The following is a 25,355-nucleotide window of genomic DNA, read 5'->3' as shown; positions in this document are numbered from 1 at the left end:
GCGTGACCATCACGATCTATCACAATCCGAAGTGCGGCACGTCACGCAACACGCTGGCGATGATCCGCCAGAGCGGGGAAGAGCCGCGCGTCATCGAATACCTCGTAACCCCGCCAACGCGAGCGGAGCTGGTGGCGCTGATCGGCGCGATGGGCATACCGCCGAGCGACCTCTTGCGCCGCAAGGGCACGCGCTTCGAAGCCATGCCGCCCGGCGATCCCGCCCTGGCCGACGACGCGCTGATCGACGCCATGATTGCGGATCCGATCCTGATCAACCGGCCCATCGTCGTCACGCCGCTGGGCACGCGCCTGTGCCGCCCGTCGGAAGCGGTGCTGGATATTCTCCCCAATCCCGAGATCGGGCCGTTTACCAAGGAGGACGGCGAAGTCGTTATTGGAGTTAAGCGCTAGCGCCACGGAAGGTCGGCGTCTCTCCCGCCGGCAACCGGAACCCGTTCGAACCCAAGGACATTGTTTGGGCAGTCGGGACATGTCGCAACGGAGGACTGCCATGATGAGAGCTGGCATCGCAGCAGCAGCATTGAGTATGGCTCTGATGACCTCGGCCGATGCGCAGGACGTGTATATCGACGCGGACGCGTATGGCGACCGCGCCTATGTCGATGAACGCGGTTATGCCGACGAGCCGGCCTACGTCGACGAGCAGGTGATCGATGATGTCAACGACGTCGATCCGGGTGATGGCGTGATCGTCGGGCCGCGCGTGTATGGATACACCTACGAGCTTCGGCCCGAGGATTGCGGCACGTTCAGATACTGGAACGGCGAATATTGCGCCGATGCCCGCTTCGAGCCGCCGCCCGAAGACTAAATTTTAGCGGTTCCGGCATTCGAGCCGGAATCGTATTTTTGCAGGCCTATGGTTTGCTCAGGAGCGCGTCCAGATGCGGCTGCGGTCGATGTCCGCCAGCGTGCAGCAGCCGGTCAGCGCCATCGCCGCTTCGAACTCATCGCGCAGTAGCCGCAGCACATGCGCGACGCCGAATGCGCCGGAGACGGCAAGCCCGTGCACGATCGGCCGTCCCACCAGCACGGCCGACGCGCCCAAAGCCAGCGCTTTGAGCACATCCGTGCCGCGTCGGATGCCGCCGTCGAGCAGTAGCGGCACGCGGCCCGCAGCAGCCTCGGCCACGGCGGGCAGCGCATCCAGGCTCGCGACAGCCGTATCGAGCGTACGCCCGCCATGGTTGGACACGATCACGCCCGCCGCACCCGCTTCGATGGCGCGCACCGCGTCGTCCGGCGCCAGGATTCCCTTCACGACAACCGGCAGCTTCGTCTCGGAAATCAGCCAGGCTAGATCGTCCCACGTGGGCGCGGCGGTCATGAACCGGTCGAAAATCGCGCTCTCGCCCTCCGCCAGCGGTGTGCTGTCGCTCGCCTCGAGGCCGCGCAGGTTTTCGGCCGCGATGCCGGGGGGAAGCTTGAAGCCCGCGCGATGCTCCCGGTTGCGTACGCCGTTGATCGGCGCATCGACTGTCACGACCAGCACCGCGTAGCCTGCGTTCTCGGCGCGCCGCACAAGGGCAAGCGTCGCCGCGCGGCTCGGAAGAACGTAGAGCTGAAACCAGCGGCAGGTCGCCCCCGCGCGCGCCGCGTCTTCGAGCGTCACGCTGGCCTGCGTGCTGAGCACCATCTCGGCATCTTGCGCCTCCGCCGCGGCCGCGGTTGCGCATTCCCCCGCCGGATCGGCAAGCTTCTGGTAGGCGACCGGCGCGACCAGGATGGGGTGGGCCACGGCGCGGCCGAACAGGGTGAGCGCTGTGCTGCCGCCCGCGCCGCCCGCCAGCACGCGCGGCAGCAGCGCCGTGCGGTCGAACGCCTCCCGGTTCCACCGGGCCGTGATCTCGTCGGCGGCTCCGCCCGCAAAATAAGCCCAGGCTCCGGCGCTCAGGCGCGCTTCCGCCAGCCGCTCGTAGTCGGCCAGCGAAACCGGAAGCGAGGCAGGAGCCGTCACGGCCTCAGGTCTCCGACCAGTGGCGGATGAGGTTGTGATAGTGGGCCGCGAGACCGACGACCGCCGGATCGTCGTCCGGCAGGCGCGAGCGCACGCTCATGATCGACATGTCGAGGTCGTAGAGCATGTGCCGGCGCCAATCGTCCTTGATCATGGATTGCGTCCAGAAGAACGAGGCCCAGCGGCTTCCGCGCGTCACGGGCGTGACGCTGTGCATGCTCGTCGCCGGATAGACCACCATATGTCCGGCCGGGAGTTTGACGGTGTGCGTGCCGTAGGTGTCGTGCACCACAAGCTCGCCGCCGTCGTAGTCCTCGGGCGGCGTGAGGAACAGCGTCGAGGAGACGTCTGTCCGCATTCTCTGTCCCGAGCCCGGGATCGCGCGGACCGAACCGTCGACGTGCGCCCCAAACGTCATGCCCACATCGTAGCGGTTGAACATCGGCGGCAGAACTCGGAGCGGAAGCGCCGCCGTCATGAACTTGGGATTGGCCGCCAGCGCCCTGAGAACGATCTGCCCAAGCTCCTGCGCTGCCGGCGCGTCGATGGGCACTTGGAGGTTGTTCTTAACCTTGGCCGCCTGGTCGCCGGCGGTCGCGCGCCCGTCGACCCACGCCGTGCCCTCCAGCACGCCGCGAATTTTCGCGACCTCGTCCGGCGTCAGCACATCGGGGATCGTCACAAGCATCGGGGTTCCTCAAACGCAAGAAGGCCGGGCAAGCCCGGCACTTCATATCCTATCGTTGCTGCCCGGGCGAAAAAAGCACGCCCGGGCCAGCGATGTCCAATGATTGTTTCCGACAAAAGTCAGAAATCGAAGGCGGTTCCGATGCGGAACGTCCGCGGCGCGCCGAGCGTGGCGCGTGTGCCGTTCCAGTTCGTCGTGACCGCATAATCCTCGTCGAAAAGGTTATCGACGTTGAACTGAAGATTGACGTTGTCCGTCAGCTCGTACGACGCCATCACGTTGACGAGGAAGTAGTCGGGCAGCTTGCCGTAGACGCCGTTCTTGACGATGCGCAGCGCGTCGTCCGGACGGCCCAGCCACTGCTCGCCGACATACTGCACGCCGCCGCCGAAGGTGAGCTTGTCGGTCACGTCGTAGGTCATCCACAGGGTGGCCGAGAAGTTCGGCGTGAACGCCAGCTCGTCGCCGTTGGTCGTCAGCGCGCCGCTGTAGTCCGCGCCACCGCCGCCGCCGCGCGCGGCATCGTCCACGTCCTGCCCGTGCTTGAGTTCGCTGTCGAGCAGCACGAGACCGCCGAACGCCTTCCAGCGATCCGTCAGATTGCCCGCCACGCCGAGCTCGATGCCTTTGACGGCCTGGTCGCCGTAGGCGAAGTTGGCGAAGCTGCCGCGCGGCACATCCTGCTTTTCGGTGTAGAACGCCGCGGCCGTGGTCGACAGGCGCCCGCCGAGCCAATCCCACTTCACGCCGACTTCGTAGTTCTCGATGCGGATCGTCTTCGCGCCGGGAACGAGGCCGGGGAACGCGCCCTCACCGGTGCGCGAGATGTCGGGGTTGGAGAGGTACGATCCCGGCGGCAGCGCGGATGTGCCATAGGCGGCATAGAACGTTCCGTTCTGCACCGGCTTGTAGACAAGCCCCACCTTTCCGCCGAGCGTGGTCTCCGTGTCTTCGAAGCTGTCGGCCGCGATGGGCACGCCCGCCGCCGTCGCGCCGCTGATCGCGACGTCGTAGTGCTCGGCGCGCAAGCCACCGACCAGCTCGAGTTGGCGCGTGAGCTGGATGGTGTCGTAGAAATAGACGCCAACCGTCTCGATTTCGACGGAGTTCGTCGAGGTCGGCTTGGCGAACGGCCCGTTGTAGCGGTCCGGGTTCGGATTGAAGAGATCCGGCTGGCCGCCCGGGTTGTTGAGCGTGCCGAACCGATCGGCATCGGACGTTTCGTTGGTGTATTCGACACCCGTCGAAATCGTGTGCTTGAAGCCGCCCGCGACAAACGTTCCAGCCAGGTTGGTCTGGTTGCTGAAGGACTCGCCCACGCGGCCATAGTACTGCAACTGAGTGGTCGCGCGGGTCGCCGCGGCGTTGATGCCGGTCGGAACCGTGTAGCGCGAGTCGCGCGTGGCGCGTTCCCAGACGGACTGGTTCGTGATCGTGAAGTTGGCGTTGATGTCATGCTCGATGCGGGCCATGACGCGGTCGCCCTGCACATCGTCGAAGTCCGAGTCCAAGCCGTAGAAGGTGTCGCGGCTGGCACGTCCGGCGGCCGGCACGAAGCGATCCAGGCCGCTGACGGTCGCGCCCGGCACGCCCCAGTCGGGAAGGTCGTTCCGCTCGAGATGCTCGTAGGAGAAGATCGCGCGCGTCTCGGTGCCGAGACCGAAAGCGATAGACGGCGCCAGGCCGTAAGCGTTGGCCTCTGCCACGTCGCGTCCCGCGACGCCGCCGTTCTCGATCATGCCGTTCATGCGGATGGCGACGGAGCCGATGCGCTGATTGACGTCGAGAGTCGACCGGAACCGCGCGTCGGAGTCGTACTCGTCGAAGCCGATGCTGGCCTCGCCGCGCACGAAGTTCTCGAGCTGCGGCGTCTTGGTGACGAGATTGACATAGCCGGCCGCGCCGCCGCGTCCGTTGTCTGCGGCTGCGCCCTTGATGACTTCGACCTGATCGACGTTGAACATGTCGCGCGCGAAGCTGCCGGAGTTGCGCACGCCGTCGACGAAGATGCTGCCGCTGGTGTCGAAACCGCGGATCTTGAAATTGTTGGTCGACGTCGAGAAGCCGTTCTCACCGGCGTCGAACGTGATGCCGGGCGTATTGCGCAGTGCCTGCGTCAGCGTCGTCGCGCCGCGCTCGGCGATGATGGTGCCCGGAATGACGGTGACCGTCTGCGGCGTATCGAGCAGCGGCCCCGTCATCTTGTTCGAGGTCACGTAGTCGGCCTTGTACTCCCCGGGCGCGACCGGGCCGGCCTGGCCGGGCAGAGGTGGCGTCTGCGGCCGGTCGGTCACCTGCTGCTGCGGTGCCGGAGCCTGCGGAAGGGGCGAAACGGGAGCGGCGGATTTCTTCGCGGCGGCGGACTTCTTCTTTTTCTGGGTCGTCTCGACGACGAGCGGCGGCAGATCCGCGGGCTCGGCCGCCTTGTTGCCTTCCTGTGCAACGGCGATCGTGGCCGGGCTCGCAGCCAGCATGCAGAGCGCCGTCAGGATGCGCGTCGCCGCCTGATCGCTACGCAGGCCGCCATTGGCCGGAGCGAGGTCGGGCGTCAGGTCGGATGCAGTCATGTCAAAAAGAGACGAGCCAAGCGATGCGCCGGCGTCGCGATTGAAAGTCATAGGTTGGTCCCCCACGCGTAGAAAAAACGGTAGGGACAGAAAAGTGATACTAGACCCGCGGAGTCAACAAACGCGCACCCCTGCGTAGTTTTCAAATCCCCTAAGGAGGATTCGACGTCACAACTGCGACCTAGAAGAAGGTGCGCCGCTTCCGCTCGATCAGCTGCAGGATCATCGGCGTCAGGATGAGTTGCATCGCGAGATCCAGCGTGCCGCCCGGAATGACGATCGAGTTCGCGCGCGACATCCAGCTGTTCTGGATCATCGACAGCAGGTAGGAAAAGTCGATTCCACGGGGGTTTTTGAAGCGAATGACCACCATCGACTCTTCCGGCGTCGGGATCCACCGGGCCACGAACGGGTTCGACGTATCGACCGTCGGAATGCGCTGGAAGTTGATGTCCGTCTCCGTGAACTGCGGACAGATGTACTTCACGTAGTCCGGCATTCTTTGCAGGATTACGTCAGTAATCGCCTCCGGCGAATATCCGCGCTCCTCCTTGTCGCGATGGATCTTCTGGATCCACTCGAGATTGATCACGGGCACCACGCCGATGCGCAGATCCGCATACCGCGCGATGTTGACCTTGCTCGTGATGGCCGCGCCGTGCAGCCCTTCGTAGATCATGAGGTCGGTGCCGTAGGGTACCTCCTCCCACGGCGTGAACGTGCCTGGAGGCGAGCCGTAGATTTCGGCCTCGGCGTGGTCGTGAACGTAGTGGCGCGCGCGCCCGGTGCCGATCTCGCCGTAGGTCTTGAACAGGAGTTCGAGCTCCTGCAGCAGGTTCGCCTCCTCGCCGAAGTGGCTCGGCGTCGGGCTGCCGTTGGCGCTGGCGGTCGCGAGCGCGGCGTGCATCTCTTCGCGGTTGTAGCGATGGAACGCGTCGCCCTCGACGAACACGGCCGAAATCGTCTCACGCCGGAAGATCTGGTCGAACGTCCGCCGGACGCTCGTTGTACCGGCGCCGGAGGAGCCTGTGACGGAGATGATGGGATGCTTGGCGGACATGAGCTTCGTTCTTTTTCAGTTTGACGGTGCGCCGTCGGAGGGTGTGGGCGGGAGACGTTGCGCGACGCGGAAAGACGCTAGGTTCGAAAAAGGCCACGCCGCCCGAACAGCGGCGAACGCTCGCCGAGCCCGTGCGGATCGCGGTGAAGCCGCACGACATAGTCCACCTCGGTGCGCGATCCGGCGATAAATGGCGTTCTTTGGTGAAGAGACGTCGGCACGAGATCGAGGATGCGCTCCTGCCCGGAACTCGCCGCGCCGCCCGCCTGCTCGATGATCCACGCGAAAGGCGCTGCTTCGTAAACCAGCCGCAGCCGGCCATGGGCGTAGTTTTCGCGCATGTCACCCGGGTAGAGAAAAATGCCGCCGCCCGTGAGCAGGCGATAGATGTCCGCCACCGGCGAGGCCGTCCAGCGCATGTTGAAGTCCTTGCCGCGCGGGCCGTCGCGCCCGCGCAGGCAGTCATCGATGTAGGTGCGGACGGATTCGCCCCAGAAGCGGTAGTTGGACGCGTTGATGGCGTACTCGCGTGTCGCGACCGGAATTTGCACGCTGCGCTTGGTCAGTAGGAACTGGCCCGACGCGCGCTGGAGCGTGAAGATGTGCGTCCCCTCGCCAAGCGTCAGCACCAGCGAGGTGAAGGGGCCATAGACGACGAAGCCGGCGGCGAGCTGGGCGTGGCCCTGCTGTTGGAAGCTGGATGTGTCGACGCCGTTCGCGCGCGCCGGCAGGATGGTAAAGATTGTGCCGATCGAAACGTTGGCGTCGATGTTGGACGACCCGTCTATGGGATCGACGGCCACCGCCAGCGGCGCACCTGGATTGATGGGCAGCGCCCACTCGAGTTCTTCCGAGGCAAGCGAAGCGACCGGTGCATCCTTGAGCGAGGCGACGATCAGGTCGTTCGCCCGGACGTCGATCTCCTTCTGCCGGTCGAAGCCGCTCTGGCGGCCGGTCTCCGAGCCGAGCGCGCCGGCGATCGAGCCGAGTGCTACGAGATTGCCGATCCTGCAGCAGGCATCCGACAGGCGAACCACAGTCACTGCGATGTCGCCGCGCGCTGGGTCTCCCTTCGCCCAGAGATCCAGGAACGTGCCTAGATCGATCGGCTCTTCCATTCTTCTGCGTCTCCGTTGTCCGGCCTGCCGCCCGCGGGGCGGCGCCGAAACGCGTGTTTTTGCTTATGGCCATTCGACGGTGCGCCGTGGCGTTGCGCAAGGTTCATCTTTCACCTGCGGGCCCGTTACTCAGGTTTTGATGAACAATCCTTAGAAAATGATACGGGACTGGCCAGTTGCCGTATGTCTGGGGATCGTGCTATGAGTAGCGCCGCCACGGTGGGGGCGACTCAGGCAGGGTCGGGAATATGCAAAAACGCCTCGACGTCTTGTTTACCGTTCTGCGCAAACGGCCCGCCTATAAGTGGGCCTGGGCTATTCTCAGCGCAGTGGGCTTCTACGATCTCATCGGCGCACAATTTGTATCTCAGCAGTGGGCCGAAAAAATGCCCACTGTGAACGATTTTCTGAGTAACACGACTGGATTTCTTCCGTGGTGGGGTTGGGTCATCGTAGCGCTGACAGCGGTTGCGCTCGCTTGCATTGAGTATGCTGTCCGGCTGGAGAGACCAGCGCCGGCCCCCATCGAAAAACGCGAGTATGTCGTCCGCACTGTGCAACTCGGTCAACTCTCCCGAGAACAACAGCTAGCCAGGGCGTGGGATGCTGACCGAAAGTATGGCAGAGACAAAATATTAGAGCTTCGTGAGAGCGTTAAAGAGATCGAAGCGATGGCAATGGGGCACGGGCCGAACGATGATGCCGTCACTCAACGTTTCCAGTCGATCTCTCGTGACTATTTGAGAGATGACACGTTGAATCCGCTGATCAGCGATTTGTTTTTAGCAGCCACGCTGTTGAAGCACGCGACCGGGCCGGATCGCACAGATGAGCTTATGAACAAACTCCTCAAAGCGAGCCAGAGGCTGCTAGATGAGACCTCTTGGGTGATTCACGGAGGCTGAATATGTCTCGCGGCAAATACCTTAGCCTTGAAGAAGCTCGCGAGAGCGGCGACTTCAAGCGGTTCTGCGATCAGCATCCTTCCGAGGCTGATCGCGAGCGCTTCTTGAAGCTCCTGCGGGTTATGAGCCAAGGCGCTTTAGTAGGAGAGGAAACATCGCCTCGGGAGAGTGCCGGAGATTCCACCGGAACTCGAACTCCGCGAGGTACTTAGGCAGGTGGCGCGCTGAAACCTGAACGTGTGTGCCACGGATCGAGCGCTTCAGAAGCGACCAGAACGCCTCAATGGTGTTCGTGTGATGCACGCCGCGCACCCATTCTTCAGTCGTGTGGTTCACGACGCCGTGGTTCGGGTAACCGAGTTCCTTCAGATAGTGATACTGCTTCGCCTCGTCCGTGCTGACGGTCGAGTTCGGTGTGACGTTCTGAAGAACGTGCTGCACAAGCGTCGCGCTCTTGTTGTCCGGCACGACGCGGGCGATCACGTCGCCGCCACGCTCGGCAATACCGACAACGATGGTTTTGTTGTCGCCCTTGCGACGGCCACGGCCCTGCCCCTTCACGCGACCGCCGACATAGGTTTCGTCAACTTCGACGTGGCCAGACAGCGGCGGGTCGCCGTCTACGAGCGCGAGATACTTCCGGATTTCATGGCCCATGCGCCAAGCGGTCTTGTAGTTCACCGAAAGCTGGCGCTGAAGCTCCTTGGCGGGAACGCCATGGCGCGTCGTGGTGAACAGGTACATCGCATAGAACCACTTCTGGAGCGGCGTGTGCGACTTGTGGAACGGCGTTCCGACCATGGGGTGAACGTGGTTTCCGCACTGGCAGGTGTACGCAGGCATCTTGGTCAGCTTTTTCCACTTCCCGGTCTCGCCGCAGCGCGAGCACTCGTGATCCGCGCCGAACCGCGCCTTGAACAAGTGGTCCAGGCAAGCGTCGTCGCTCGGGAAAAGCTTCATAAATTCAATGACGTTCATCGGCTTGGCCATAGTGGCTCCCTCCATCTACAGCCAATATAGCGCAGCCCGTCACATACGTCAACTGGTCAATCAGGCCGGTTTCCCCGCCTCGCGGTCGGATTCGTTTTGACAGCCGTCATGCACTGTGGCAGACCCCGCTATCCCAAATTCACTGCTGAGCAAAAAGCCATGGCGACGAAACAAGCGCGCGGGACCAAGCGTTCCTGCCAAAGCAACGAATGCGGCGCGCGGTTCTACGACCTCAACCGCAACCCGATCACATGTCCGATCTGCGGTTCGATCTACGAACTCGCGTCTTCGCCGCTGGCGCTTGGCGCCGGCGATGACAAGCCGAGCCGCCGGTCGCGCAAGTCCGACTTCGCCGAAAAGCCCGCACCCGCCGAGGTGGCCGAGGCCGATGTCGATGAGGCGCTGCCAGAGATCGAGGACGCCGAGGACGACGTTGCGGCTGAAGAGGACGAGACCTTCCTCGAAGAAGAAGAGGAAGAGGGCGGTGACGTCTCCAACATCATCGGCGGGCCGGTGACCGAGGGCGACGAAGAGCGCTAAGCGCTGCGATAAATCGGCGGCCTCACCTTTTGTTGGGACCGCCGCCAATTTCGCACTTGCAGATTCGAGGCGATCGGCCTAATGAGCCGGTCTTCTCAATCGCGTCCGATCCAAACGATCTGACGCGTGCGGACAAGGGAGTTCTCCCGACGTCCGTTCCCATGGTCAGGGGCCATAGCTCAGCTGGGAGAGCGCTTGCATGGCATGCAAGAGGTCAGCGGTTCGATCCCGCTTGGCTCCACCAAACCATAATTGCCACCCTTTAACCTCTGAAAAACGGGTCATTCCGGCGGTTTGACACCCTCATTTCTGCGGTAGAGCAGTGGTCCATCAAACAAAGCAGTTTGGGGGCCACTCTACGGTCGGGCAATCGCTCATAAGCCCGCAGTTTCCTTGGGTTCTCGACAAACTGAGGGGATGACCATCCAGCTTGCCCCGCTGCCCGTCGATCATCGCAGGCAAAGTCCTTCGGCGTCCTGAATGCGCTCCTGCACCGTGCGGATAGTCACGGGACCATGCTGGATGCATATGACAAGAGCGCCTGATTACCGCGATCCATCAGCCGCAGCCTTTCTGGTGCTCGCCGGACGGTTGTGCGGTATGGCAGGTGACAATGCCGCCGGGCGGCACGGGATCGTAGCGCGAACAGGCCGTTACTGCAGCCAGCATTAGCAGTAGCACCATGATTCGCACGGCATCCCTCACCTTTGCCAGAGCGCCACAATAACCTCTCAGCGTCCAACCCGGAACATAACCCCAACCGGCCGCTGAAAGTGAGGTTTGATCGTCCGCAATTATTTCGGAGTGTGGATGATTGAGGGCAACGCTTTCCATCCTCGACATCGCTGCCGCCCTTGTCCTCTGTGCCGTCTCGGCGGCGAATGTTCTGAAGGCGCTGCTTCCCTTCTTCGTCGCATCGATCTGGGCGGCGAAGCGCATGATGCCACCGTGAGCGGCACGCTCGCCTTCCTGTTCTTCGAGTTGCCGCCGCCGCACTGTGAAGCCTTGTGGATCATCCTGGCCTACCTTTCCCGGATGCCCAGCGCCTTCGTTAGCAGGGCTTCGATCTCGGCAACGTCAGTGCAAGCCTGCATATGGCCGCCTCCATCTCCGGTGTAATCGGAAAAACGCCAAGCCGCGCAAGCCGTGCCAGGTCCTATAAGCCGCCGGACGCCCTCCGTGGCCCCAAGCCTGGCCAGAAAGACGGCCAGAGCCTGCAGATCCTTTCGGTTGTTACGCGGGGCACGGGACTTCATTCGCCGGAAACAACATGTCCCGCGCATAGTCGCTGACCGGCCGCGGCCCCGCACGCCGGGTTCGGCCTTGAGATCGAGCGTGAGCGGGATCGACAGGATCACGCGACTGGTTTGCTTCCGATGGTTCTCGGGCATCATGCCGGCAAGATGCCAGGAATGACTACAAAGTTTGGGCCCCGATTAAGCTCGGCGGCCAACCTGAGGTCAATAATTTACAATTCCGCACGCCATCACGATCTGCATTCCAACCATTGGATTGCTCGTTACGACATTGCGTACGACCTCACGATCATAGATATTTTCATAGATGTTTGGCACGACAGCCTGGGCATTCTTGGCAAAGCATTCGCATTTGTCAGCTGGCATCGATTGGGAACATCCCGCCAAAAAGGTAGATGGTCCTCCGCTGGGGCCTTTTTCGTTGGCGCGCAACGTCGATGCCAAACCCGATGCTAATTTCTGAACGTGCGGTGATCCGCATGGTAGCAAGCTACCAAAAGCCTTTCCTTTGGCCATGGAAGAGACCTCAGTTAATCTCGACTTCGCAGCCTCCCCAAAGTCAACCTCAGAGCCGGGTGGTTCCATCCGACCTGTTACGAAAACAGCGGCAGACTTGATGAACCCCGAGATTACCTGTTGCTCAGCGGAGTTCGATGGCAGGCCGCAACGAATTTGAAGTTCCTCAGCAAGGCCACCCACAAAAACCATGCTTTCATTTGAGAACTGAACACGTTTTCCAGAGTAGATCGACGCGATGACGCGGCTATGCTCAGTTGGAATGCCTGGAATGTCTGGAACAGCCATTTGTTCTGGGTTTTCGGAAGACTCTTGAGGTGACAGCGTTGTTCCCAACCGTTTGGCTAAGTACGGCATGAACACACTTTGCCGTATACGGTCGTAGAGAAGCGTCCTGCCGGTAGGGTGGTGAATGCCCCTGGCTGGGTTCGGTTTGTCTCTCAAAGCAATCCAGGCGGCTGCGCCGGAAAAATATCCTTGAGTTTGTTCAACTGCTTTCATGCCTTCTGCATCAAGGGTCAGCGGGTCCGAATAGTCAGTGCCAAACATGGGCGGTCCGACGTCCTGAGTTTTCTTCCTGTCTTTGCAATACGCAGGCTTCGGGTCGCCCGTGCCATCGCAGTCACCAAGATGGCCAGCCCCGAACGCAACCCACTGCGGAACGATGCCGAACTCTTCCTTCCAACCATCCCACTCGAACTGAGTGCTACCGCAATTGGAGTATCCGTTTTTCTCCAGCACTCCGCAGTTAAAAGTCGATTCGCAGTACTTGGATGGATAGTAGGGTCCACCGGTGCATGCTTGGAGCCCCAGCTCTGCAGCCTTAAGTTCAATTGCTTCACGCCTAACGCGCTCAAGGTCTTCGCGATGGGGCGTGAGTTTGCCGTACCAGAGGGCCGATGAAATCTGCCGCTTCTCAATACCCAACAAATCGGCGTACTCAAGAAATTGGGATAGAGCAGAGCGTCCCGGATCGAAGCGGTCATCGATCGTACCCTCGCCGAATTTTGGCTTAAAGCCTTTGGCGCTATCAAGACCCAACGGCCTCTCCTTCAGAGAGGCTGTGACACCCGGATTATCCGGAACGCTGCTGCCTGCCACCTCGGGACGAGTTTCACCTTGGGCGTGTGGCAAATCGATAAAGAAGGGCTTCTCAAAGAACTCAACCTCGGTGTCGCTCACGATTTCGAACGGCATCTTGCTCGTGCCAAATCGCGAAATCTGAGCCTGGAGACCGAGATACCCTTTGGAGGGCTTGTATGACTTGTCGCGGATACGAACAAGCAAAGCATCTATCTGCTGCCTGCTTCCATGCGTTCGAAGGAACTCTCCAGCGCCTAACCCTGAGTAGCTTTTGTAAACTTCGGACAACGAAATATAGTCACCTTCCTTGATCGAGGCGTCGTTCTCGCCTTTCGGTCGGGCTTTAGCGACAATCCCATCAGGGGTGATCTTATCAATTCGCAGGGCGTATCCATTCTTAGACGGAAACTGCACTTCCGTTGCGCGAATGCCCAAGGCTTCTAGATCCTGGGACTGTCCACTCTCCGAGGAGGTTTGCGCCGGAGTGCTTTCCGCCCAGTTTTCCCGAATGTTGGCTATGTGTTCGCAAATCTTACAGGAGCTACCAGGAGAGTGATCGCCGTAGGCCTGCTGTGCAGACAAAAGCCCAACGAATACAATTAGGGCGGATAGCAGTCTTACAATACCTTTGAGCTCCGACCACATGGGCTCCCCCTACGCGGTACCCCGCGACTATGACTATCAGTCAAGCTTCTGCCAGCCCGAAGCTAGCTTTCGGAAGGTGCTGAAAGCATCTTCAGTCTGAGAGCAGGCCATCTTGAACAAGGCGTTGGCAAAGTCATTCGCTGATGTCCCGCAGTCAGCGTGTGGCCGCCACGTGCACGAGAAGTCGGTTGCGGACATTTGAATGCAATCCTTCACTGTCGCACCTGTGAAGCGAACGCAGCTCCGAACCCCGAACACTTCCGTGCAAGTCTCGCCCGGCAGCGTGCTCAGGACATCTGCTTCCGTTGGGGGGGGCAGTTCCTTGTAAATTTCAATGCCATCTGGATTAAGCTCGCGTGCCGCTACTGCGGCCGGTTGGTATCCCTCGTTGGCAGCCTGCATATATAAAAGGTAGGCATCGATAAATGCATCTTTGTCGGTGCCGCTCGTGAGAAGCATTGTTGCCCTCAGATTGAGAGCGGCAGGATAGCCCGCGTCCGCGGATCCCGAGACGAATGGCGCAGCTTGCTCGTGATCCCCAGCCGTCCATAGAAGTCGGCCGAGTTGGTATTTCTGGCGGGGATCATCCGGTCGCTGCTCTACGGCGGCGATGCAAGCCTCCAATCCCCGCTCGAGCATTCGAAAATCGAGCTTTTCGGAGTCGAACTCGGTGCCTGCGCCGAGCTTCTTGGGATCTTGGCGGTCGGCTGCGTGGTTATCGCAATCCGTGCGGCCTTCCCCATCCGGCAAGCCAGTGGAGGGAGGGCGAACCATATCGCGTGCGAAATCGAGCCATTCGGCCTCGGTCAGCGACCGAGAGCTTGAGCCTTCGGGCTGGCTAGACGAGCCCAATAGGGCACCCTGGTGCTTTGAATCGCTCGATGGCGCCAACGCGACGTAAGTTCGCTCGCCATCTCTATGCTCAAACGTAACGCCTACTTCACTTTTGATCAGTCCGGTGATCCAAGTCCACGTCGAGTCATCTTTGACGAGTGAGTTCCCAACAGCGGCGATATCGCAAACGAACCTCCCCATCGGGATTGCTTCTTCCGAGATGAGGATCGTCTTCCTGAGATGCTCATCGGAGCCGAACTGCTTGGCAGAATCCCGGCAAAAACCTTCGCCTATTTCTTCGGCTTTCAACTGTGCCAGCTCCCGGTATCGACCAAACGCCGGAACCTCGACCTCCAACTCCTCGTAGTCACTAGCGGCTTCCAGCAGTTCCGCCCGGCTTTCCATCGTAACAGGGAGCTGCTCGATCTCGCCCTCGAACTGAGCGTAACCCGCACCAACAAGTTCATTCACCCGGCGCGCAATTGCTTCCTTCAGGTTCCCGGCCGCATGAGTATCGCCCGCGGCGGTAAACTTACCGGCTAGCGTATCGGCATAGCCGATGATTGCTTCGAGATCACCGATCTCGCTGCCAACTTGCTCGACTTCAGCGAGATGGATCTGTTGGAGTTCAGCGAGAATCATTTTTTGACGCTCTTCGAGCGGTGCAACGTAAGCGGAGAGTGCATCTACCGTCTTTGCGTCTTGCCTTACCTTTGTTAGATCATTGCGCAACTTCGAGAGACTATCCCAGTCCACTGTGTAGTTTTGGATGGTGTGCAAGAAAGTCGGCGATTCCGCTTGAACCTGCGCTTTGACGTCGGCAATGGTCTGTGAAACGAGTGGGCCGAGTTCCGCGATCTTGGAGCCCCAGGTGCCCTGAAGCCTGTTCGCCAAGTCGACGGTGGCAGCCGCATCGCGCCAACCTTTGGGAGCAGTTGCGAGGGTCCCCCGAAAATCCTCAAGTAATTTGATGCCGATAGCGCGCCTACGGCTCTCCCTGATCTCCTCGAGCTTTGTAATCTTGTCCCGAGCGCTGAAGTACAAAGATTGATAGAGCTTGGAGCCAAGTCTCTCTAAGGAATTGTATCCCTCTATCGTCTCCGGCACTTTCTCGACTTCAGCCGCGAAACTCGACAGCTTCTCATCGGCGAGCGCAAATTTTCGCTCATCAATTTTAGCCTTCAAGGCTCGCGCATCCGGCGTATCACCGCCTCCAAACGCTCTTTCATGCTTCTTGAGTACTGCATCGAGCGATTGAGTGTTTTCAAATGTGGCGCGCTGCTTCTCAAGATCCTCGATCGCGATCTGAAGCGGTGTGCGGTCATGCGATATGGTCCAACCCTGCGCGGCAGAAGCGCGACCGCTGTAGACAGTTATAGTCTGACCCACACCCTGGATCTCGATGTCTTGCACCTCAGGACAGGCTTGTTGGATGTAACCGACAATCTGCGACCACAGCGCAACAAGCTCTCGCTGATTGTTGGCAAAGAAGCTTTGCTTATTGGTCTGAAGGCGAATCTTGATGGCTGGCTGGCAACGGGTACCGCTTGCCGGGGACATACGCACGCCATCTGAGCCTGCACCGAATTCATGCCCGTGAAGCGTTTGCCTTCGCTGCTCCTGAAGTCGGTTGAACCTCTCCTGCCTTTGCATTTGGCGTTGTTGTTGAAATAGCTCTCGGGCGGTTTGAGCTTGAGCGGATGTAGCAGCTATCATCGCTAACAGTAATATGTGCAGCATGAAGTGGCTGAGCCTTTGAACCCAGCTACCATGCGCCGAAGCAGTCCGGCTGACGTACGGCTGAACGGTGCTTGCAAAAAACCTGTCAACCTTGACCATTCTGGATCACCTCAGCCGTGGATTTTATTGCGCGTTCTTATCCAGGTTTGCTAGTTGTTGATCGGGGCTCCAGTCAGATGGCGGCTTCTGTGCCGATGACCACCAGTGACATCCTGCCGCCACCCAATTTGCTCTTAGTTCATCAAAAGACTTCGCAATGTCGTCAAAACCAAATTCAGTGCCGCAGCTCGGACAAATTTCGTACGACGCACCACCGCTTCGATTGTAAGGCGGCTCTAAAAGGTGCGGATAACCGCAAACGGGACAAAGAAATTGATTTTCATTGCGCATTAAAATAATCCATATTCGTATTGTGCTTGTGTTTTGTTTTATCGAGTTTAAAATATGTCCTTATTATTCCATCTTGAGATACTACGCCAAATTCGTTCGTTTTGCTATTGTAACGGACAGTGTCGCCGTCACTGCTTCTTTTTTTTTCTACAGTGTCGGGCCCGATGGATCCGGTAAGAAATTTATCTGCCAAGCGGCGGTAGTGAGCAGGCGTTCTTGCGTCAAACTCCGCTCCATGCTTTTTGAAATGGTCCTTCAATAGAGATGCCGAGCGGAAGTTCGTACTCGCTCCTTTCTCGGCCGTTACTGCAAAGCGTGCGATAGCGATGCGAGTCGAGGCATTGAGCCTGATTGTTGGCCTCGCGCTATCTCCACCGTTCTTGCCCGCGTGCTTCCCGAACTCGTCCTTGAGCCGCTTTTCCGGTGGGGTGCCACCGCTCCCTCCGGAGTTGTTACCGCCTCCACCGGACCCAGGCGCCGCTGTACCAAGCTTACCTGCGCGTTGAAGATGTTTGCGGTGTTGGGCGTCAGTCTTGAGATTGGGCAATCGCTCAGAGAGTGAAGTGAGGCGTCCCTGTAGTCGAGCGGGAACGACTGTGGCCGTCAACACGGCAAGATCGGTCCCTTTTGAGGCCGCATTCTTCGTCCGCTTTGTGTCGTCTTGTTGCTGCTTACGGCGAAGTTGATCTTGCTGCCGATGCTGAGCCTGGCCTTGCTGTTGGGCCTGTCTATCCAGCAGACGCTGACGTTGGGCCTGCATTTGCTGCATGCGTTGTTGTTGCAGGCGCTGCATCTGGATGCGCTGCTGCTCCAGACGCTGACGCATCGCCTGTTGCTGCTGCTGCATTCGTTGCTGTTGGAGTTGTTGCTGGCGTAGCCGCTCCTGCTGGAGCTGCTGTTGTTGAAGGCGCTGCTGTTGAAGCTGCTGCTGCTGTTGTTGCCTTTGCTGCTGTTGTTGCCATTGATACTGCTGTTGGTATCGTTGGGCTACGACATAGCCCTCAGACTTCACCCGAACGGTCCGCGCTGGCGGGGCGCTAATGCCAGTCGCCTCCCTGCCGGGGGATTGGTTCACCCAAGCTGCAATTGCCAAGAATGTCGTTAGAACAAGCTTCGCGACTGCAGAATAGCGCATTGGTCCCCCCAAGCCGCCTGCCGATCGGAAAACACTGGCCTGTAGCGCTTTTCAGTACCCAGAAAGCCTTGCGGGAGAAGTGTAATCATCCCCATGCGGCGTATGCAACCGTAAGTTAGCGGTCTGGCCACGGCGCGAAGAGGAGCTACCTCTGCCGGGCCGAGACTGATCTCCCGAATTGTCGATATGATTCAGCGAGCGCGTGAAATTTCGCGTTTGCTTGCGGAGCGGTGTCGGTTCGGCGAACGTTGGATCGTCTTCAAGGCACCCACACCTGGGATCGAAGATCCAAAGCGAGAGGACCGGAGATGATCGCGAAGAACACCATCTGCATCTGGTACGACAAGGACGCCGAAGCCGCGGCCCGCTTCTACGCGGAGGTGTTCCCGGACAGCCGTGTCACGGCCGTGCACCGCGCGCCGGGCGACTACCCTTCGGGCAAGGAAGGCGACGTGCTGACGGTCGACTTCACAGTCGCGGGCGTCCCCTGTATCGGCCTCAACGGCGGGCCTGCGTTCAAGCACAGCGAAGCGTTCTCGTTCCAGATCGCAACCGACAACCAGGAAGAGACCGACCGCTACTGGAACGCCATCGTCGGCAACGGCGGCCAGGAAAGCGCTTGCGGCTGGTGCAAGGACAAGTGGGGCATCAACTGGCAGATCACGCCGCGCGTGCTGACCGACGCCATGGCCGCGGGCGGTGCGGAAGCCAAGCGCGCGTTCGCGGCGATGATGACCATGCGCAAGATCGATGTCGCAGCTATCGAAGCCGCGCGGCGCGGCTGACGCCTCGATACCGCGCATCCGCACCGTAGTCGGCGGCACAATGCGTAGGCGTTGATTCGGTGACTGCGGCGGCGTGTGCGCTCAGCCGTTTGTGCGCAATGCGTGCTTGGCCGAGACGTGCGCGGAGGCACGCGACGACGCTGCCTGACCGCGCGCACGCTGCGCATCCCACTGATGGCCGCGATACGACGCGTGCGATCGCGAGCCCGCCTTGCGGACGGCGCGTCGCCAGAAGAGACGGTCTGTAGCCTGCAGCACGTCGACCGCGAGCGTGAGCGGAGGCGCGACCATCAGGTAAAGCATCTTGGTGTCGGTCGCGCACTCGGACCATTCGCGGCGAGCGATCCAGAGCGACCGCGCCACATAGACTGCGGCGAGGGCCAATATGAACGCCCAACCGGACATCAGATAAGAAAGCGGAGTCGTGAAATCTGAGATGTTCACCAGGGTGCACCGTCGCGTGTCGTATCGTGGGAAAGAGGTCAGTCTCGGTTGTAAACCCTAACATCGAACCGCGCCTGCAGTTCCACCTTGCCGAACCCTTAGGGATTTTCCAGCGGGCGTTATTCACATGCTGCCTTGCAAAAAAGTCTGGCGCGGCAACGGGGTCGCACACGTACGTTTACCGTGAAACATTTGGCGTCCGGCGCGCCGCGCGACCCCGCATGACGATGGCATCGAACATGCAGCCCAAGCGGCATGACCCGCACACATCCCTTCTCCGGCCTGTCCCGTTGTCTCGTATTGGGACTGCTCGCCGTGCTAACGCCCGCCGCAAGCCGCGCCGCGCCGGATCGCGACAGCGCGCCCGACACTGGCTATGAGCTGCTCGCGTTCGAAGCTCCGGGCTGCAACTATTGTCCCGTGTTCCGCCGCGACGTGGAGCCGACCTACGCCGCCTCGCGCGCCGGCAAGACCGCGCCGCTGCGCTTCATCGATGTCAACGATGCCCAGGCCGGGAGCTTCGAGCTTTCCAGCCCGGTGACAATGGTGCCGACCCTCGTGCTCGTCCACAACCGGATCGAGATCGGACGCATCAACGGCTACTTCGGCCGCGAGAACATGCATCACATGCTGAACGCGCTGCTGCCCGCAGAGTAGCCTCAGACCTGGCGTGATCTACGACTGGACGCCCCCCTAAGACTGTGCGTTCTGGCCGTAGGATTTGAACCGCTCGAGCACGACCGCCATCTCGTCGTCGTCCAACAGCCGTGGCGCGCCGAGCGTCAACACCTTGTAGTATTGCTCGGCCAGCACCTCGACCTCGTGGGCCAGCTCCAACGCGCGTGACAGCGTTTCGCCGAGCGCGATTGCGCCATGGTGCGCCATCAGGCACGCGCGGCGCTGTGCGAGTCCTGCTGCGACGTTGGCCGCAAGCTCCGGGCTGCCGAAGGTCGCGTAGGGCACGACCGGAATGTCGGTTCCGCCCGCGACGGCAACCATGTAGTGGAACGACGGGATCGGCTTGCCGGCACACGACAGCACGACCGCGTGCAGGGAATGGGTGTGGACGGCCGCGCCCATGTCGGGGCGGGCCGCGTAAGCCGACAGGTGAAAGGCCCACTCGCTCGACGGCTTCTTCTGGCGTCCCGGAACTGAGCCGTCGGACGCCACGAACACGATATCCTTCGGCCCGATATCCTCATAGGCGAGGCCGGTCGGGGTGATCAGCATGCCGCCCTCGGTGCGCGCCGACACGTTGCCGGAGCGCCCCGGCGACAAGCCGCTGCGGCTCATGGCCAGCGCCGTATCGATGATCTCGCGACGCAGGCGGGTTTCGCCCGGACGCCGGATCTCGTCCGGATTCTTTTCGCGTTTCGATTTTCCGGACTTGCTCATGCTGCGGTCTCGCGGCGTTCGGGGTAGAGGCTGTACAGGCCGTCGCGGCTTGCGGCGGCGATGCCGCGCTCGGTGATGAAGCCGGTGACGAGACGGGCGGGCGTGACGTCGAAGGCGGGATTGGCGGCAGGCGAGCCGGGTGCTGCGATCTCGACCGGCACGACGGAGCCGTCCGCGAGGCGGCCCTGCATGACGAGAACCTCGTCGGCACCGCGCTCCTCGATGGGGATGTCGCGTCCGTGGTCGAGCGTCCAATCGATGGTGGAGAACGGCAGCGCCACATAGAACGGCACGCCGTTGTCGTGGGCTGCGAGCGCCTTAAGGTAGGTGCCGATCTTGTTGGCGACGTCTCCGTTGGCGGCGACGCGGTCGGTGCCGACGATGCACAGATCGACCTCACCGTGCTGCATCAGATGCCCGCCGGCATTGTCGACGATCAAGGTGTGGGGCACGCCGTGGCGTCCAAGCTCGTAGGCCGTCAGCGCGGCGCCCTGGTTGCGGGGGCGCGTTTCGTCGACCCAGACATGCACGGGCACGCCCGCGTCATGCGCGTGGTAGATCGGCGACGTTGCGGTGCCCCAGTCGACGCAGGCGAGCCAGCCCGCGTTGCAATGCGTAAGGATGTTGACCGGTTCGCCGGGACGCTTCTTTTCGGCGATGGCTTGAACGAGCGCTGCGCCATGAACGCCGATGTTGCGGCACGTCTCGACATCATCCTCGGCAATCGCATGCGCCTTGGCGAAGGCTGCGGCCGCGCGCGCGGCGGTCGGCAAGGGCTGCACGTGACGGCGGACCTCCTCCAGCGCCCACTTCAGGTTGACGGCCGTCGGCCGCTGGCGCGCGAGGTGGTCGATGGCGTGTGCGAGCGCGCCATCGGACGCGTCCGCCTGCAATGCCAGCGCCAATCCGTAAGCCGCCGTAGCGCCGATCAGCGGCGCGCCGCGTACCTGCATGGTGAGAATGGCGCGCGCGGCATCGTCGGCGGTGCGCAGCGTGACGGTTTCGAGGCGATGGGGCAGCCGCGTCTGATCGATGATGACGACGGACGCGCCGTCGTCTCCGAGCCAGATCGTCCGATACGCCGTTCCGTCGATTTTCATCGCATGTCTTTCAAGAGCTGGCCTCGCGTGAGCGGGGTTCGCGGCTGCCGCATCGCCTCGACGGGGTCGGTTCGCGGCGGCAAGCCATCAGTCCTCTCCCCTCAGTCGTCTCCCATGACGGGCGGCCCCAGCGGGACATGGATGGTCTCGTCCAGGCCGCACCCCGCGCACGCGAGATGATACCACTCGGCATAGGGCCGCGCAGACCTGTCCGTGACGGCAAGACCCTCGCGGTTGCAGTGCGGGCAGGACAAGCCCGTCCCGGCATCCGCCCGCGCCTTCGCGATGCGCTCCAGGACCAAGCGGATCTCGCCCGCCGTCAGCGCCATCAATGGCCCTCGAACGCTACCAAAGCGTGACAGTCGATGCCGTGACTTTTCAGAAGCTTGAGGCCGCCGAGGTCGGGAAGATCGATGATGAACGTGGCGCCGACGATCTCGCCGTGGCTGCGGCGCAGAAGCTTCACCGCCGCCTCCGCCGTGCCGCCCGTCGCGATCAGGTCGTCGACGATCAGCACGCGCTGGCCCGGCGCGATGGCGTCCTCGTGGATCTCGATGACATCGACGCCGTATTCGAGCGTGTATTCCTGGCCGATGGTCTTCCAGGGCAATTTGCCCTTCTTGCGGATCGGGATGAAGCCGCAACCCAGGCGGTCGGCAATGGCGCCGCCCAGAATGAAACCGCGCGCCTCGATGCCGGCGACGGCGTCCACCTTGAGATCCAGGTAGGGTGCGGCCATCTGGGCGATGGCCTCCTTCAGTCCCTCGGCATTGCCCAGCAGCGTCGTGACATCTCGAAACAGGATGCCCTTTTTGGGATAGTCGGGAATCGTACGTATCAGATCCTTCAGCACCGCCACGGCCACCTCTCCGTCAAAATCGCGGCGCAACTTAACAATAACGTCGCTAGCAAGATAGACGGCACGCACCGGGGTGGATCGCGCGCAGGACGAGGCTTCGAAGCCTCGCTTTTTCAGTTCAGGTGTAGAGATGGCGGACGCAAACTTTCCCCTTACGGCCGATAGCGAATTCGATGATCTGCCGCGCACGTTGCGGCGCGAACGGGACCAGCGGGCAAGACAGGCGCGCGAGATCAAGGAGCGGGAGCAGCAGGAGCGCGACGGGCGCGCGATGGCGGCCTCGATGGGCGACCCTCCGGCGTATCTGTCGCGCGGACGGCCGCAGGCGCCGATGTACGGCGACGAGCCGATCCCGGCTGTCGTGCATCGTTTCGACGTGCCGTTCCTGCGGCTGGCGATGTTTTTCATGAAGGCCGTTCTGGCCGCCATTCCCGCACTCATTCTGCTCGGCGCCATTCTCTTTTTCATGGGCAAGGGGCTCGAGGCGTATTTTCCGGAGCTCGTGCGCATGAAGATCCTGATCACGTTTCCGCAGGGTTGATCGGGTCCAGGAGACCTGATTAGAGCGCGTCGCGCCGACGGGTTCGGCGGCCGCTCCATCCGCGTGCACAAACAAACAAGCCCGCCGGTGATCGCTCACCGGCGGGCTGTTTCGTGACGGTCGCGCGCTTAGAGCGTCTTCGACCAGTCGTCGAGTTCCTTCTTCACCTGGTCTTTGCCGTAGCCGTAGCGCTCCTGGATCTTGCCTTCGAGCTGCTCACGCTTGCCGTTCACGACATCGAGGTCGTCATCGGTGAGCTTGCCCCACTTCTCCTTGACCTTGCCGGAGAACTGCTTCCAGTTGCCTTCGATACGATCCCAGTTCATGCGAAACTCCTCTTTGTTTCAGGACGTGCAGGGTGGTGCAGCAGGCCATGCTCCGCCTCCGTACGGGCGCTCGCCCGTGCGTCGTGCTCGGTCATGATCCTGAAGCTTGGGGCGGTTGCGGACCCGGCCAATGGCTCGGGCTCGCAACGCAGTTCCATTTACGCTCGGCGAATAAATCCGAGCACGAGTGAGATAACCAAAAACACGATGGCTACCCAGAAGAGAAGGCGCGCGCCCTCCATAGCCGTACCAGCAACGCCACCGAAGCCGAGAAAGGCCGCGATCAGCGCGACGACTAGGAAAACCACGGCCCAGTGCAGCAAATTGCCCATTGAACCAACTCCAGATCGTTCGTGCGTCCTCGATGGGCAAACAACGATGTGAACGGGGTTTGGTTCCACGCTGCACACGCGCGGGAGTGGGCGGCGCATGGACAGGCAGCGCACTGCGAGATGCGCTTTAACCGGCTACTCTCTTTCGCAAGCGAGCCGGCGTGGCAGGCAATCCGGCAGTCAGCGCGCGCTTAGGATCAGCCGCTCGGGCCGATCGGGAAGGAGCGCGTCCACGAGCCCTGGCTCGTATCGCGGGCCGTGATTGTCATTTCGGACGCACCGTTCGTCACGTAGTCGAACGAGACGGACGGGTTCTGCGCGACCGTGATCGAGCCTGTCATCTCGAAGACGAGCTCGTCGCCCTGGCGGGCTTCGATGTGGTCGACCATCAGCAGCGGAATGTAGAGCAGCGAGATGGGATCGAGCACCATGCCGGTGTGGTTCGGATGGTTGAGCGCCACGCGCGCGCGCGCCGTCTGGTGGGTGCCGTTCGGCTTGGCGCCGACGCCCGCGAAATCCATCTTGCCCATGTTGGCTGCGATCTCAGCCGGGTCTCCAACGGGCGGCGCCGAGCACGAGGCCTGGCCGCCGGCGAACTTCACGAGCTGCTCCGACATGTAGAGCGTGCCGTCGTCGGCTTCGACCACGACGCGCACATCCGACTGCTGGTCGAGACGGAAGTTAATACCGAGATGGGCGCGGCTGCGCTTGCCACCCATCTGAAACGTGGCGGCCACGGGCGACGGGTTCATGTCGACGACGAAGTAGACGGTCTTGATGGTGTGGCCTTTGCCGAGCGTCACGTCGGCTTCGAAGGGCACGCTGCGCACGTCGTCGGGGCGATAGGGAGCGCTCAACGCGATGACACCGGCGCCGCTCTTCATCGGGCGTCCGCCGAAGGCCTCGGCATGGATGCCCGGCCACGTGTCGCTCGCCTGCGCCGCGCCGGTCAGGAGTGCCGTGGCGGCGATGGCGGCGAATGCGAGGTGCGTTGCCAAGCGGCGCGGAGAGCGGACCATTGCGTGTTTTTCCCTGCTCGAAACCCGTATCCCGAGAGCCCGCCTCAGATCGGCGCTTCGGGCGCAGCACACACAATCGGCCGGCGAGGCGCCGGCACGACTCTGTGTGCGTATACTGAGGGGACTTTCTCCCTCGGCCCGCGGGAAGTCAACCGGAGACGCGCACGCCTCCTCCCGGCTGATCCAGTCTCAAGTGGCAATCTCAGTGGCGCCGCGCAGGACGCCTTCAGTGGCCCGCGACGGGCCGGAAACCGGCCTCCGCCGCTTCCTTTTCGGAGCAGAACCAACGCTCCCCCTTGGCCGGCTCAACCTTCACCTTGCCGTACCAGGCGCTCCAGGGCGTGTGATAGATGCGGCCGTTGGAAGTGATGTTGCCCTTGATCGCGCACCCTTCCGGCGCGGCGGTCTCAGCCACCTGCCAGCGCTGTTCGCGGTAGAGCCAGGCGGGTTGCGCGTCGCCCTGCCAGATGCCGACCTTGGCTTTGCGCGCCTCGGCCTCGATCGCCTCATAGCGGCGCGAATATTTGACGAACGCCCAGGCGTTGCCGGTCGTCACCATCTCGGCGTTGACGTCACGGCCGTCGATCGCGCACCAGCCGAGCATGCGGCCATATTTATCGCGACCGGCGGACTGGCAATCGACACGGCGCGTGCCGACGATCTTCTGCAAGGCGGCTGTCGCGGCCGAACCGCAGCTCCACGTGCCGAGCCATCGGCGTCCGCACGTCTGGCTCGCTTCAGGGGCATCGATGCCTTCGAGGCGGATGCGCTCGCCGGAAATCTCCAGCGTGTCGCCATCGACGACCGTCGCGCGGCCGCTGATGGTTTGGGCGCCCCTCGCGCCAAGAGAGCTAGCTCCAAGAAACTCTGGGGGGGCCGGACGGGCCGCCACGTTGGAGGGAGCCTGAAGGTAAGCCGCCAGGGTCAGCGCCAAAGCCACCGAGCCTGCGGGACGTACAAAACCGCGCAATACACTCATAGGTTGCAAATTAGGTGATTCGGTTGTCGGGACGAAGGTGCGGAGATGACGCGAATGCGGGGAAAATCTGTCTGAGAAATGGCTTAAGTTGTGTGTAGAATTGATTTTATGCTGCAGACCCGCTTACG

At 61.7% G+C, this 25,355-nt stretch carries 27 protein-coding genes and 1 tRNA gene; 9 read left to right on the top strand and 19 right to left on the bottom strand.

Going from position 1 to position 25,355, the window contains the following annotated elements:
- Window positions 1–2: 2 nt before the first annotated feature.
- Both arsC and K2Y42_RS11395 read left to right on the top strand, forming a co-directional pair.
- Window positions 3–413: an arsenate reductase (glutaredoxin) gene (gene arsC, locus K2Y42_RS11400; RefSeq protein WP_291152400.1), complete on the top strand. Its 411-nt coding sequence runs from the start codon at window positions 3–5 to the stop codon at window positions 411–413.
- Between the two features lie 100 nt (window positions 414–513).
- A complete protein-coding gene (locus tag K2Y42_RS11395) occupies window positions 514–834 on the top strand; it encodes a hypothetical protein (protein WP_291152398.1) in 321 nt (106 codons plus the stop codon).
- Between the two features lie 57 nt (window positions 835–891).
- Here K2Y42_RS11395 and K2Y42_RS11390 read toward each other — a convergent pair whose 3' ends face one another.
- The 5 genes from K2Y42_RS11390 to K2Y42_RS11370 all read right to left on the bottom strand — a co-directional run bounded on the left by K2Y42_RS11390 (window position 892) and on the right by K2Y42_RS11370 (window position 7,413).
- A complete protein-coding gene (locus K2Y42_RS11390) occupies window positions 892–1,980 on the bottom strand; it encodes an alpha-hydroxy acid oxidase (protein ID WP_291152396.1) in 1,089 nt (362 codons plus the stop codon).
- A 4-nt stretch (window positions 1,981–1,984) separates the two neighbouring features.
- Window positions 1,985–2,668 carry a Fe2+-dependent dioxygenase gene (locus K2Y42_RS11385; protein WP_291152394.1) on the bottom strand — a complete coding sequence of 228 codons (684 nt, stop codon included), beginning with the start codon at window positions 2,666–2,668 and terminating at the stop codon, window positions 1,985–1,987.
- A gap of 119 nt (window positions 2,669–2,787) precedes the next feature.
- Window positions 2,788–5,286 carry a TonB-dependent siderophore receptor gene (locus K2Y42_RS11380; RefSeq protein WP_291152392.1) on the bottom strand — a complete coding sequence of 833 codons (2,499 nt, stop codon included), beginning with the start codon at window positions 5,284–5,286 and terminating at the stop codon, window positions 2,788–2,790.
- 130 nt (window positions 5,287–5,416) lie between these two features.
- Window positions 5,417–6,295: a phosphoribulokinase gene (locus K2Y42_RS11375; RefSeq protein ID WP_291152390.1), complete on the bottom strand. Its 879-nt coding sequence runs from the start codon at window positions 6,293–6,295 to the stop codon at window positions 5,417–5,419.
- A 77-nt stretch (window positions 6,296–6,372) separates the two neighbouring features.
- A complete protein-coding gene (locus K2Y42_RS11370; RefSeq protein WP_291152389.1) occupies window positions 6,373–7,413 on the bottom strand; it encodes a class 1 fructose-bisphosphatase in 1,041 nt (346 codons plus the stop codon).
- Window positions 7,414–7,661: 248 nt separating this feature from the next.
- Between K2Y42_RS11370 and K2Y42_RS11365 the strand changes: the two genes are divergently transcribed.
- Window positions 7,662–8,318, top strand: coding sequence for a hypothetical protein (locus K2Y42_RS11365; RefSeq protein WP_291151882.1), 657 nt, complete (start codon window positions 7,662–7,664; stop codon window positions 8,316–8,318).
- 120 nt (window positions 8,319–8,438) lie between these two features.
- Here the strand turns inward: K2Y42_RS11365 and K2Y42_RS11360 are convergent, their stop codons facing one another.
- Complete coding sequence (locus tag K2Y42_RS11360; protein ID WP_291151880.1) at window positions 8,439–9,308, bottom strand: IS1595 family transposase; 870 nt, start codon at window positions 9,306–9,308, stop codon at window positions 8,439–8,441.
- A 159-nt stretch (window positions 9,309–9,467) separates the two neighbouring features.
- Here K2Y42_RS11360 and K2Y42_RS11355 point away from each other — a divergent pair, with 159 nt between their 5' ends.
- Window positions 9,468–9,848: a TIGR02300 family protein gene (locus K2Y42_RS11355; RefSeq protein WP_291152387.1), complete on the top strand. Its 381-nt coding sequence runs from the start codon at window positions 9,468–9,470 to the stop codon at window positions 9,846–9,848.
- Window positions 9,849–10,016: 168 nt separating this feature from the next.
- Window positions 10,017–10,092 (top strand) — tRNA-Ala (locus tag K2Y42_RS11350).
- Between the two features lie 314 nt (window positions 10,093–10,406).
- Here K2Y42_RS11350 and K2Y42_RS11345 read toward each other — a convergent pair.
- The 3 genes from K2Y42_RS11345 to K2Y42_RS11335 form a co-directional block, all read right to left on the bottom strand.
- The gene (locus K2Y42_RS11345) at window positions 10,407–10,787 is read right to left on the bottom strand and encodes a hypothetical protein (protein WP_291152385.1); all 381 of its coding nucleotides are present in this window, start codon (window positions 10,785–10,787) and stop codon (window positions 10,407–10,409) included.
- 521 nt (window positions 10,788–11,308) lie between these two features.
- A complete protein-coding gene (locus K2Y42_RS11340; RefSeq protein ID WP_291152383.1) occupies window positions 11,309–13,348 on the bottom strand; it encodes a hypothetical protein in 2,040 nt (679 codons plus the stop codon).
- A gap of 36 nt (window positions 13,349–13,384) precedes the next feature.
- On the bottom strand, window positions 13,385–16,021 hold the full coding sequence (locus K2Y42_RS11335) for a hypothetical protein (RefSeq protein WP_291152381.1): 2,637 nt from the start codon (window positions 16,019–16,021) through the stop codon (window positions 13,385–13,387).
- Between the two features lie 17 nt (window positions 16,022–16,038).
- On the opposite strand from K2Y42_RS11335, the gene K2Y42_RS11330 reads away from it, so the two are divergent.
- Entirely contained in the window at window positions 16,039–16,320 is a 282-nt protein-coding gene (locus K2Y42_RS11330; protein ID WP_291152378.1) for a hypothetical protein, read from the top strand.
- Here the strand turns inward: K2Y42_RS11330 and K2Y42_RS11325 are convergent.
- Window positions 16,302–17,447, bottom strand: coding sequence for a hypothetical protein (locus tag K2Y42_RS11325; RefSeq protein ID WP_291152376.1), 1,146 nt, complete (start codon window positions 17,445–17,447; stop codon window positions 16,302–16,304). The two genes, K2Y42_RS11330 and K2Y42_RS11325, sit on opposite strands and share 19 nt — an antisense overlap.
- 311 nt (window positions 17,448–17,758) lie before the next feature.
- On the opposite strand from K2Y42_RS11325, the gene K2Y42_RS11320 reads away from it, so the two are divergent.
- Window positions 17,759–18,232 carry a VOC family protein gene (locus tag K2Y42_RS11320; protein WP_291154028.1) on the top strand — a complete coding sequence of 158 codons (474 nt, stop codon included), beginning with the start codon at window positions 17,759–17,761 and terminating at the stop codon, window positions 18,230–18,232.
- An 81-nt stretch (window positions 18,233–18,313) separates the two neighbouring features.
- Here K2Y42_RS11320 and K2Y42_RS11315 read toward each other — a convergent pair whose 3' ends face one another.
- Complete coding sequence (locus K2Y42_RS11315) at window positions 18,314–18,616, bottom strand: hypothetical protein (RefSeq protein ID WP_291152374.1); 303 nt, start codon at window positions 18,614–18,616, stop codon at window positions 18,314–18,316.
- Between the two features lie 315 nt (window positions 18,617–18,931).
- On the opposite strand from K2Y42_RS11315, the gene K2Y42_RS11310 reads away from it, so the two are divergent.
- Window positions 18,932–19,333: a thioredoxin family protein gene (locus K2Y42_RS11310; RefSeq protein ID WP_291152372.1), complete on the top strand. Its 402-nt coding sequence runs from the start codon at window positions 18,932–18,934 to the stop codon at window positions 19,331–19,333.
- Window positions 19,334–19,369: 36 nt separating this feature from the next.
- On the opposite strand, the gene K2Y42_RS11305 is transcribed toward K2Y42_RS11310, so the two are convergent.
- From K2Y42_RS11305 to K2Y42_RS11290, 4 genes are all read right to left on the bottom strand, one after another.
- On the bottom strand, window positions 19,370–20,071 hold the full coding sequence (locus K2Y42_RS11305) for a class II aldolase/adducin family protein (protein WP_291152370.1): 702 nt from the start codon (window positions 20,069–20,071) through the stop codon (window positions 19,370–19,372).
- On the bottom strand, window positions 20,068–21,171 hold the full coding sequence (gene mtnA / locus K2Y42_RS11300) for an S-methyl-5-thioribose-1-phosphate isomerase (RefSeq protein ID WP_291152368.1): 1,104 nt from the start codon (window positions 21,169–21,171) through the stop codon (window positions 20,068–20,070). The genes K2Y42_RS11305 and mtnA overlap by 4 nt, the downstream gene beginning before the upstream one ends.
- 101 nt (window positions 21,172–21,272) lie before the next feature.
- Window positions 21,273–21,500 carry a hypothetical protein gene (locus K2Y42_RS11295; protein ID WP_291154026.1) on the bottom strand — a complete coding sequence of 76 codons (228 nt, stop codon included), beginning with the start codon at window positions 21,498–21,500 and terminating at the stop codon, window positions 21,273–21,275.
- Window positions 21,500–22,030, bottom strand: a complete 531-nt coding sequence (locus K2Y42_RS11290) for an adenine phosphoribosyltransferase (protein WP_291152365.1) — start codon at window positions 22,028–22,030, stop codon at window positions 21,500–21,502. Before K2Y42_RS11290 ends, K2Y42_RS11295 begins: the two co-directional genes overlap by 1 nt.
- A gap of 130 nt (window positions 22,031–22,160) precedes the next feature.
- Here K2Y42_RS11290 and K2Y42_RS11285 point away from each other — a divergent pair, with 130 nt between their 5' ends.
- On the top strand, window positions 22,161–22,571 hold the full coding sequence (locus tag K2Y42_RS11285) for a hypothetical protein (protein ID WP_291152364.1): 411 nt from the start codon (window positions 22,161–22,163) through the stop codon (window positions 22,569–22,571).
- A 128-nt stretch (window positions 22,572–22,699) separates the two neighbouring features.
- On the opposite strand, the gene K2Y42_RS11280 is transcribed toward K2Y42_RS11285, so the two are convergent.
- From K2Y42_RS11280 to K2Y42_RS11265, 4 genes are all read right to left on the bottom strand, one after another.
- Window positions 22,700–22,897, bottom strand: coding sequence for a CsbD family protein (locus tag K2Y42_RS11280; RefSeq protein ID WP_291152362.1), 198 nt, complete (start codon window positions 22,895–22,897; stop codon window positions 22,700–22,702).
- Window positions 22,898–23,055: 158 nt separating this feature from the next.
- Window positions 23,056–23,229, bottom strand: coding sequence for a DUF1328 domain-containing protein (locus K2Y42_RS11275; protein WP_039712930.1), 174 nt, complete (start codon window positions 23,227–23,229; stop codon window positions 23,056–23,058).
- 197 nt (window positions 23,230–23,426) lie between these two features.
- On the bottom strand, window positions 23,427–24,248 hold the full coding sequence (locus tag K2Y42_RS11270) for a quinoprotein dehydrogenase-associated SoxYZ-like carrier (protein ID WP_291152358.1): 822 nt from the start codon (window positions 24,246–24,248) through the stop codon (window positions 23,427–23,429).
- A gap of 226 nt (window positions 24,249–24,474) precedes the next feature.
- Entirely contained in the window at window positions 24,475–25,218 is a 744-nt protein-coding gene (locus tag K2Y42_RS11265) for a thermonuclease family protein (protein ID WP_291152356.1), read from the bottom strand.
- Window positions 25,219–25,355: the final 137 nt, after the last annotated feature.

This window comes from Hyphomicrobium sp., from assembly GCF_019744875.1.
In the GTDB taxonomy this organism is placed as follows: Bacteria; Pseudomonadota; Alphaproteobacteria; order Rhizobiales; family Hyphomicrobiaceae; genus Hyphomicrobium_C.
This window is presented reverse-complemented; position numbering and strand designations above follow the sequence as displayed.

Excerpts from the sequence above, each read along its gene's own strand:
- K2Y42_RS11380 (WP_291152392.1), bottom strand. The coding sequence starts at position 5,286 with ATGACTTTCAATCGCGACGCCGGCGCATCGCTTGGCTCGTCTCTTTTT.
- K2Y42_RS11325 (WP_291152376.1), bottom strand. The coding sequence starts at position 17,447 with ATGCGCTATTCTGCAGTCGCGAAGCTTGTTCTAACGACATTCTTGGCA.
- K2Y42_RS11385 (WP_291152394.1), bottom strand. The coding sequence starts at position 2,668 with ATGCTTGTGACGATCCCCGATGTGCTGACGCCGGACGAGGTCGCGAAA.
- K2Y42_RS11355 (WP_291152387.1), top strand. The coding sequence starts at position 9,468 with ATGGCGACGAAACAAGCGCGCGGGACCAAGCGTTCCTGCCAAAGCAAC.
- mtnA (WP_291152368.1), bottom strand. The coding sequence starts at position 21,171 with ATGAAAATCGACGGAACGGCGTATCGGACGATCTGGCTCGGAGACGAC.
- K2Y42_RS11295 (WP_291154026.1), bottom strand. The coding sequence starts at position 21,500 with ATGGCGCTGACGGCGGGCGAGATCCGCTTGGTCCTGGAGCGCATCGCG.
- K2Y42_RS11335 (WP_291152381.1), bottom strand. The coding sequence starts at position 16,021 with ATGGTCAAGGTTGACAGGTTTTTTGCAAGCACCGTTCAGCCGTACGTC.
- K2Y42_RS11345 (WP_291152385.1), bottom strand. The coding sequence starts at position 10,787 with ATGCGCTTCGCCGCCCAGATCGATGCGACGAAGAAGGGAAGCAGCGCC.
- K2Y42_RS11340 (WP_291152383.1), bottom strand. The coding sequence starts at position 13,348 with ATGTGGTCGGAGCTCAAAGGTATTGTAAGACTGCTATCCGCCCTAATT.
- K2Y42_RS11360 (WP_291151880.1), bottom strand. The coding sequence starts at position 9,308 with ATGGCCAAGCCGATGAACGTCATTGAATTTATGAAGCTTTTCCCGAGC.
- K2Y42_RS11280 (WP_291152362.1), bottom strand. The coding sequence starts at position 22,897 with ATGAACTGGGATCGTATCGAAGGCAACTGGAAGCAGTTCTCCGGCAAG.
- K2Y42_RS11370 (WP_291152389.1), bottom strand. The coding sequence starts at position 7,413 with ATGGAAGAGCCGATCGATCTAGGCACGTTCCTGGATCTCTGGGCGAAG.
- K2Y42_RS11285 (WP_291152364.1), top strand. The coding sequence starts at position 22,161 with ATGGCGGACGCAAACTTTCCCCTTACGGCCGATAGCGAATTCGATGAT.
- K2Y42_RS11305 (WP_291152370.1), bottom strand. The coding sequence starts at position 20,071 with ATGAGCAAGTCCGGAAAATCGAAACGCGAAAAGAATCCGGACGAGATC.
- K2Y42_RS11310 (WP_291152372.1), top strand. The coding sequence starts at position 18,932 with ATGACCCGCACACATCCCTTCTCCGGCCTGTCCCGTTGTCTCGTATTG.
- K2Y42_RS11275 (WP_039712930.1), bottom strand. The coding sequence starts at position 23,229 with ATGGGCAATTTGCTGCACTGGGCCGTGGTTTTCCTAGTCGTCGCGCTG.
- K2Y42_RS11365 (WP_291151882.1), top strand. The coding sequence starts at position 7,662 with ATGCAAAAACGCCTCGACGTCTTGTTTACCGTTCTGCGCAAACGGCCC.
- K2Y42_RS11395 (WP_291152398.1), top strand. The coding sequence starts at position 514 with ATGATGAGAGCTGGCATCGCAGCAGCAGCATTGAGTATGGCTCTGATG.
- K2Y42_RS11375 (WP_291152390.1), bottom strand. The coding sequence starts at position 6,295 with ATGTCCGCCAAGCATCCCATCATCTCCGTCACAGGCTCCTCCGGCGCC.
- K2Y42_RS11270 (WP_291152358.1), bottom strand. The coding sequence starts at position 24,248 with ATGGTCCGCTCTCCGCGCCGCTTGGCAACGCACCTCGCATTCGCCGCC.